Source organism: Streptomyces sp. SID5464, from assembly GCF_009862985.1.
Classification (GTDB): domain Bacteria; phylum Actinomycetota; class Actinomycetes; order Streptomycetales; family Streptomycetaceae; genus Streptomyces; species Streptomyces chartreusis_D.
Window position 1 is genome coordinate 221,836 of the sequence record NZ_WWIQ01000049.1, and the last position, 1,053, is coordinate 222,888.

The window sequence follows — 1,053 nt, forward strand, 5'->3', positions numbered from 1 at the left end:
GCTCAGCGGCTCCTCGAGGAGAGCGGCCTGACGTCGTCCCACGAGCCCATCGACGTGCTGCTGGTGAGCAATCTCCTTGACGAGCGCTACCGCCTCACCGGGCGCTTGGGGCGACTGGCGACCGAGAAGGACGACACGTTCAGGCTCAGTACCGACTCGGGCAACTACCTCGTGAAGGTCTCACCACCTGACGAGGCGGAGGCGGTCGTCGCCCTCCAGACCGCAGCGATGCGCTACCTCGAAACCACCGCTGCGCACCTGCCCGTCCAGCGGGTGAAGCTGACCGCCGACGCGGACGACCATGTCACGATCAGGCTGAACGACGGCAGGACCCGCATCCTGCGCGTGTTCCACTTCGTCGAAGGCCAGGTCCTGGCAGATGCGAACCCGGACGCGGAGCGGCTCTCCCAGGCGGGCGAGATGCTGGGGCTGATCGACGTGGCGCTCAGGCCGTTCACGCACCCGGCGGACCGACGAGGTCTGGCATGGGACATCCGCCATTTCCACCAGATGACCGAACTGGTCGAGCACACGCCCAGCCCCGGGCACCGACAGTTGGCCCAATCGGTCTTCCGGCTCTTCGGCGAAAACGTCGTCCCGAGGCTGAATGATCTCGAAACCCAAGTGATCCACGGTGACTTCAGCCCTTACAACATCGTGGTCGATCCACGGAGCGATCACTTCGTCACCGGCGTCATCGACTTCGGCGACACGGTGCGCAGTGCGGCGATCTTCGACCCCGCCGTTCCCATGGCGAACCTGCTCGGCCGGACGCCGGACCATCCCTGGCGGGACGCCTGCGCCTTCGCCGCCGGCTACCAACTGAAGCGGCCGATCCAGGCCTCGGAACTCCCGCTGCTCCCGATCGCCGCGTTGGCACGGCTCACACTGCGTGCGCTGATCACGAACTGGCGCGCGGAGCGCGCACCCGAACGGCGCGAGTACCTCCTAGGTCACGCCAAGGACGACTGGATCAATGTCGAGCGTTCCTTGACCGTGAGCCTGGACGACGTCGTCGCGCACCTCAGGGAAGCCCGTCACGGGCATTCCTGA

Annotated in this window: 1 protein-coding gene; it reads left to right on the plus strand. The window is 66.5% G+C overall.

Annotated elements, in window-relative coordinates:
- Nucleotides 1-54: 54 nt before the first annotated feature.
- The gene (locus GTY47_RS24065) at nucleotides 55-1,053 is read left to right on the plus strand and encodes a phosphotransferase (protein WP_324604470.1); all 999 of its coding nucleotides are present in this window, start codon (nucleotides 55-57) and stop codon (nucleotides 1,051-1,053) included.